The organism is Nonomuraea lactucae, from assembly GCF_003313395.1.
Lineage (GTDB): Bacteria > Actinomycetota > Actinomycetes > Streptosporangiales > Streptosporangiaceae > Nonomuraea > Nonomuraea lactucae.
In genome coordinates this window covers 1-6,699 of the sequence record NZ_QNFZ01000870.1, presented here as the reverse complement: position 1 = coordinate 6,699, position 6,699 = coordinate 1, and the positions used below count along the sequence as shown (strand labels likewise).

Here is a 6,699-nt window from a genome sequence, read left to right as displayed (position 1 = left end):
GCCCGTGCCGTTCGCCGCGCCGGACGCCGCCGCGGGCCCCGACCGGTCGCCCGACCGGGTGCGCTCCATGCTGAACGACTTCCGATCGGGCGCGCGGCGGGGCCCGCGCCCCCATGAGAACCAGGAGAGCTGACCATGCACGTGACCACCGAAGCGCAGAACTTCAACTGGCTTCTCGCCAACTTCGTCCGATCCACCGACGGCGTCACGCACGCGGTGGCCGTCTCCTCCGACGGCCTGCTCATGGCCATGTCCGAAGGGCTGTCCCGGGAGGGCGGCGAGCAGTTGTCCGCCATCGTCGCGGGCATCGCCAGCCTGTCCAAGTCGGCCTCCCGCAGGTACGGGATGGACGGGCTCAAGCTGGTGATGATCGAGATGCGGCGCGGGTTCGTGCTCGTGTCCGCCATCTCCGACGGGAGCTGCCTCGGCGTGCTCGCCGGCTCCGACTGCGACCTCGGCCTGATCGGTCACGAGATGACCGTGCTGTGCGACCGGGTCGGCGGGCTGCTCACGCCGCAGATGATCACGGAGCTGAAGAGCGCGCTGCCATGGTGAACCCGCACCGGGACGACTCCGGTCTCCGCCTGCCCGACCCCCGGATGATCGAGGTACGGCAGGCCGTGCGGAATCCCCGGGAATCGGACAACGTCCCGCATCGCCCTCACCTGGACGTCGACGACGACGTCGTACGTCCCTTCGTCATCACGGGCGGGCGTACCCGTCCCGTGGACGACAGGCTCCGCATGGAGACCCTCGTGACCGCGACGCCGGGCGCGGCCTCCGCGCCGCTCGGCTTCGAACGCCGCCACATCGTCCAGATCTGCCGCACCCCCCTCTCGGTCGCCGAGGTGTCGGTCAGCCTCAAGGTCCCGCTCGGGGTCGCCCGCGTGCTCATCGCGGATCTCGTCGTCGAGCGGCTCCTCGTCGTCCACGCCCAGATCGATCTCGGTGCGCAACCCTCGCGCGAACTGCTGGAAAGGATCCGTGATGGCGTCCGCGCCCTCTGACCCGAGCTCGATGCTCTCCGCGAAGATCGTCGTCGCGGGCGGCTTCGGCGTGGGCAAGACCACCTTCGTCGGGACGATCTCCGAGATCGAGCCGCTCACCACCGAGGCCGCCCTGACCGAGGTGTCCGCCGACGTCGACGACCTCTACGGGGTGGAGGAGAAGACGTCGACGACCGTTGCGTTCGACTTCGGCCGTGTCACGTTGAAGAACGAGATCATCCTCTACCTGTTCGGCACGCCCGGGCAGGAACGGTTCGCCTTTCTCTGGGACGACCTGGTCGACGGCGCCATCGGGGCCATCGTCATGGTCGACACCCGCCGCATCGACCAGTGCTATCCCGCAGTCGACTACTTCGAGGAGCGCCGGATCCCCTTCACGGTGGCGGTCAACAACTTCGACGGCGCCGGGCGGTTCGATCTGGAGGAGGTGCGCGACGCGTTCGGCGTCTCCGCCGCCGTGCCGTTCGTCAACTGCGACGCCCGCGAGCGCGAGTCGGTCAAGGAGGCCATCGTCGCCCTGCTCGACGACGTCATAGCCCGCTGAGTCCGGGCCGGGGCCGCGCGGGTATGAGCCCGGCTCGTGGACGAGGTTCACCGGGCGGATGCCTCGCTGCCCCCGGTGGGAGAGGCCGCCGTCATTTCGCCATGTCGACATGGTCGCGAACGCCCCCATGGAAGGACGCGCGCTCATGACGATCTCTCTGGACATCGCCCGCTACTCGGTCGGCCTGGCCACCGGCGCCGCCGACGTGCGGGCCGCGCAGCGGCTGCGGTACGAGGTCTTCGCCGAGGAGATGGGGGCGCGGCTCGACAGCCCGGTCTCCGGCCTCGACGTGGACGAGTTCGACGCCTACTGCGACCATCTCCTGGTCCGCGACGGCGACACGGTGGTCGGCGCGTACCGGCTGCTGCCTCCGGGACGCACGGACCGGCTCTACTCCGATGCTGAGTTCGACCTCCGCAACCTGGCGGGCCTCAGGAAGGGGCTGGTCGAGGTGGGGCGTACCTGCGTGCACCCCGATCATCGGGACGGCGCGGTGGTGGGCCTGCTGTGGGCGGGCATCGCCCGGTACATGGTGGCCGGCGGCCATCAGTGGCTCGCGGGCTGCTGCTCGGTGCCCCTGGACGACGGCGGCGCGCTCGCGGCCGGCGTCGCCGAGCGGGTGCCCCTGGGCCCGGCTGAGTACCGCGTCACCCCTCGCCGGGCGTGGCGGGGCGGTCAGGGCGCGGCCGGGTCCGGCCGGTTCGTGCCGCCTTCCCTGCTCCGCGGCTACCTGCGGCTGGGGGCCTGGGTGTGCGGGGCGCCCGCGCACGACCGGGACTTCGGCACGGCCGACTTCTTCGTGCTGCTGTCGATGGACCGGGTGAACGTCCGATACCTGCGGTACTTCCTCGACGAGTCGCGGTGAGCGCCGTCACCGGGCTCCGCCCGGCCGGGGCCGGTCGGGTGGAGATCCATCCCTGGCTGCGCATGGGGCCGTGCACTCCCGAGGCGTGCGTGGAGGCCCCGGTCGCCGCCGCGGGGCCCGTCCGGCGGGTGGCGCGGCTCGTCGCCGCGGCCCTGGTGCTGTTCGCGGGCGTTCCGTTCGCCCTGGTGACCGCACGGCTGCACCCGGTACGGCGGGCGGCGGTCACGATGGTGTGGGCGAGGCTGCTCCTGCGCGCCCTCGGCGTCAGGGTCGAGGCCACGGGCACCCATACGGCGCCGGCCGCCGGGATGGGGGGCCTGCTCGTGGCCAACCACGTCTCCTGGCTCGATCCGCTGGTCATGGCCGCGACGGTGCCCTCGCGCCCGCTGGCCAAGCGGGAGATCGGCGAGTGGCCGCTCATCCGCACCCTGGCGGCCGGGTCCGGGGCGCTGTTCATCGACAGGGAGCGGCTGTCCACGCTGCCGTCGGCGGTCGCGGCGGTCACCGGCGCGCTCAGGGCGGGTCACACGGTGGTCGCCTTCCCCGAGGGGACCACGTGGTGCGGGCGCGGGATGGGAGAGTTCCGCCCGGCGGTCTTCCAGGCCGCGATCGACGCGGGCGCCGCCGTGCGCCCGGCGACGCTGCGCTACTGCGAAGGGGGACCGGCGGCTTCGACCCGCGCCTGCTACGTCGGGAACGACTCGCTGCTCGCCTCACTCCTGCGGGTGGTCGCGACCCGCCGCCTGGCCGTCGAGGTGACCGTCCACCCTCCCGTACGGTCCGCGCCCGCCGGGAGAAGGCGCGAGGCGCGCGCCGCCCTGGCCAGGACGGCCGAGGCCCAGGTACGCGCAGACGTCCGTGGGACGGCCGGGCCGTCGAGGGCGGCGGCCCATTCCGCCCCCGGGACGTGATCCGCCCCCGGCGTTCCTCCATCACCAGGCGGACCCCGGTCACCCCGCTGGCGCAAGGCGACCGCGCGAGGGGCGGAGGCGCCGACTCCTCCGCCCCTCTCGGCCCCTGGGAGTGAGGACCGGCGCCGGTGAGGCGAGTGCGGGAATCGTGGGTGACCTCGCCGGCGTCCCCGACGCTAGCCCCGCCACGCCGCCGGGTCTGCGGACGATTACGCAGAACGCGCACCCCTCGGCCGGTTCGCCCCCGGCTCGCTAGATCCGGACCGAGACCGTCGACGGCAGCGGCGGCATCATGTGCACCCTGGCCGACCCGATGTCGAAGTACAGCCCGACCAGCTCCAGCCGCCCCTCCCGCACCTGCTCGTCGACCTTCCTGTACGTGCGCAGGTTCTCCAGCTGCTGCTGCACGTTCACCCGGCAGAGCTGGTCGAGCGCCCGCGAGTCCAGCGGCCCCTCCGCGCTCTCGATGAACCTCGCCAGGCTGTGGTGCCCATGCCGCAGCCAGCGGCGCATCCCCGGCAGGCTGCCCGCCTTCACCCCGCCGCTGAGCAGCCCCGCCATCGCCCCGCAGCCCGAATGCCCGCAGACCGTGATCGTGTGCACGCCCAGCACCTGGGTCGCGTACTCGATCGCGGCCACCACCGAGTCGTCGTGCGGTTCGGCGCCCTTGCGGGGCACCAGGTTGCCGATGTTGCGCACCGTGAACAGGTCACCCGGGCCGCTCGCGGTGATGAGGCTCGGCACCACCCGGGAGTCCGCGCAGGTGATGAACAGGTGCGTCGGCTGCTGCTTGCGGGCCAGCTCGGTGAGGATCGGCCGCACCAGCGGAGCCGTCCGCCGGTGGAACTCCCTCGCGCCGGCCGTAAGCTGGCACTCCGCCGGGGCGGGCGCCTCCTGCTGCGGGACGGCCTGCCAGGCGGGACGGCGACGCCGGTGCGCCCACGGCAGCCACCAGCGCTCGGGCGTCGCGGGCGGGGTCTTGGCCGGGAACATGCGGGCGCCGCTGGCCGCGAGCGCGTACCACTCGTCGTGGAGCTCGTCGATGTCGACCGTGCCGCCGAGCCGTTCGTGGCCGAGCCGCCAGGAGTGGATGGCCTCGAAGGCGGCGTTGTCCATGAAGTCGATGTTCAGGTCGAGGTCCACGGCCGCCCCCCCGGGGATCGCCCGCAGCTCGTGGGTGAGCCGCGGCACACCGAGGAACGTCAGCGAGCCGCAGATCGACGCGTGCCAGCGCCGGTCCGGCATCTCCCGGATCTTGACCGTGACCCAGGTCAGCCGCCGCAACGCGAGCAGCGCGGCCAGCGCCAGCCCGGCCAGCACCCCTTCGGCCAGGCCCAGGAAGACCACGGCCGCCATGGTCACCATGTACACGGGCACCTCCCCGTGGCCGTGCACCTTCCGCACGTGGCCGAGGTTCACCATCTGCACGCCGATGAAGACCAGCAGCGCCGCCAGCGCCTCCATCGGGATCAGCTTGATCGTCCAGCCGAAGCCGAGCGCGAACACCAGCACCCACACCCCGTGCAGGATCGCCGACACGCGCGTGCGCGCCCCCGCCTGCGCGTTCGCGGTGCTGCGCACGATCACCCCGGCGACCGGCAGGCCGCCCAGCGCCCCCGCGACCATGTTGGCGGCGCCCTGCCCGGTGAGCTCCTGGTCGAGGTCCGCGCGCCTGCCGGTGTGCATCGAGTCGACCGCGACCGAGCACAGCAGCGACTCGACCCCCGCCAGCAGCGCCACCAGCAGCACCGCGGCGACGATCTGGTGCCAGTCGCCGTTCGGCAGCACCGGGAACGCCAGCTCGCCCAGGCTGCCCGACAGGTCCACGCGGGTGACGTCCCACCGGAACACCCACGCGGTCACCGCGGCCGCGAGCAGCGCGGCGAGCGGGGCGGGCACCGCCTTGACCTGCTTGGGCAGGCGCGTCCAGAGGGTCAGCACCACGATCGTGAGCAGCCCCACCGCGACCGTGTGGCCGTGCATCGCGGCGACCTGCGCGGGCAGCTCCATGACGTTGGCCAGGGCGGAACGCTGGGGGCTGCCGCCGAGCACGATGTGAAGCTGGGAGAGCGCGATGACCACGCCCACCCCGGCCAGCATGCCGTGGATCACGGCGGGGGAGACGGCCAGCGCGGCCCTGGCCGCCCGGAACAGGCCCAGCAGGAGCTGTACGGCCCCGGCCAGCAGTGTGATCATGCACGTGGCCCGCCAGCCGTACGTCTGGACGAGGTCCGCGACCACCAGGGACAGGCCCGCGGCCGGGCCGCTGACCTGGATGGCGGAGCCGCCGAGCGAGCCCGCCACGATGCCGCCGACCACGGCGGCGATCAGGCCCGCGGCGAGGGGGGCACCCGAGGCCATCGCGATGCCCAGTGAGAGGGGCACCGCGACGAGGAAGACCACGAGGGAGGCAGGCACATCATACCTGAGAGTCCTCAGGAGATTACGGTGAGTGTCGCCGGTCATGCGGCAAACCCTAGTGCCCTGCCGGGCCTCCCCTCGGGGGGTCATGAAGGGGTTTTACGCAATCCATGGCCTGGTGAGGGCCTGGCGTGTCACCGGTAGTAGTCGGGGAAGTCGTGCTCCGGGCCGTGGCGGTGACCGCCGCCGTTGCCCTGCCGGGCGCGGCTCTGATCGGGCGTGCCGTACATCTCGCTGTAGCTGGGCCAGCCCGAGTCGCTCGCCGGCGGCTCCGGCCAGGCGGCCTGTGACTGCGGGACGGCGGTGTAGTCGCCGGTCTCGTACGCCATGGACGACGGAGCGGGCGGCACCGGGATGGAAGGCGCCGACAGCACGTCGTCGTGGGCGGAGACCGCCCTGGCCGGCGCGGTCGGCGTGCCGGTGGCACGCGACGGACCCGTCAGCGGGTCGGTGTCGTCGGCCACCGCCCAGCCGGTGCGCACCTCGTAGGACGCCGGGTAGGGGGAGGCGGCGGGCCGCTGCGGCTCGAACGCGGGCCACGACCCCCCGGCGCTGGGGGCGGCGTCGTCGAGGATGTCGGCCGAGGGCGTCGCGGGCCAGGACCCCGAGGCCGCGGAGGGGCGAGGGGTGGTCCAGGTGGTGTCGAGCGGGTCGGCCGTGCCGTTGTAGGCGGGGAACGGGTCGCTGGTCGGCGCGCCGTGGACGGGGGCGACGGGCGTGGCGGGGAAGGAGCCGCTGGAGGTCGGGGAGAACGAGCCCCCGGCCGGGAGGTGGCCGGAACCCGAGGAGGAGGGGGAGCCGCCGGAGCGGGTGGCGGAGCGCGAGCCGCCGGTCGCGGAGCGGGAGCCGTTGCCGCCGGCGGCCGGGAAGGAGCCGCTGGACGAGAGGGGGTCGGGGCGGGTGGCGGGCACCGGCTGGGCCCCCGCGCCGAGAATGCTCATCACATCGGGC

The 6,699-nt window shown here is 73.4% G+C and carries 6 protein-coding genes and 1 pseudogene; 5 read left to right on the top strand and 2 right to left on the bottom strand.

Annotated features, from left to right (window positions below; all coding sequences use genetic code 11):
- Positions 1 to 135: 135 nt before the first annotated feature.
- From DQW85_RS30080 to DQW85_RS30060, 5 genes are all read left to right on the top strand, one after another.
- Positions 136 to 555: a roadblock/LC7 domain-containing protein gene (locus DQW85_RS30080; RefSeq protein WP_113703199.1), complete on the top strand. Its 420-nt coding sequence runs from the start codon at positions 136 to 138 to the stop codon at positions 553 to 555.
- A complete protein-coding gene (locus tag DQW85_RS30075; protein WP_113703198.1) occupies positions 549 to 1,007 on the top strand; it encodes a DUF742 domain-containing protein in 459 nt (152 codons plus the stop codon). Before DQW85_RS30080 ends, DQW85_RS30075 begins: the two co-directional genes overlap by 7 nt.
- Entirely contained in the window at positions 988 to 1,551 is a 564-nt protein-coding gene (locus DQW85_RS30070; RefSeq protein ID WP_113703197.1) for a GTP-binding protein, read from the top strand. Before DQW85_RS30075 ends, DQW85_RS30070 begins: the two co-directional genes overlap by 20 nt.
- A gap of 145 nt (positions 1,552 to 1,696) precedes the next feature.
- The gene (locus tag DQW85_RS30065) at positions 1,697 to 2,416 is read left to right on the top strand and encodes a GNAT family N-acetyltransferase (RefSeq protein WP_240197513.1); all 720 of its coding nucleotides are present in this window, start codon (positions 1,697 to 1,699) and stop codon (positions 2,414 to 2,416) included.
- Entirely contained in the window at positions 2,413 to 3,327 is a 915-nt protein-coding gene (locus DQW85_RS30060) for a lysophospholipid acyltransferase family protein (RefSeq protein ID WP_205315518.1), read from the top strand. Before DQW85_RS30065 ends, DQW85_RS30060 begins: the two co-directional genes overlap by 4 nt.
- Positions 3,328 to 3,579: 252 nt before the next feature.
- On the opposite strand, the gene DQW85_RS30055 is transcribed toward DQW85_RS30060, so the two are convergent.
- A complete protein-coding gene (locus DQW85_RS30055; RefSeq protein ID WP_420819196.1) occupies positions 3,580 to 5,745 on the bottom strand; it encodes a SulP family inorganic anion transporter in 2,166 nt (721 codons plus the stop codon).
- Positions 5,746 to 5,882: 137 nt separating this feature from the next.
- Positions 5,883 to 6,699 (bottom strand): annotated as a pseudogene (locus tag DQW85_RS30050) (hypothetical protein); the annotation flags it as partial.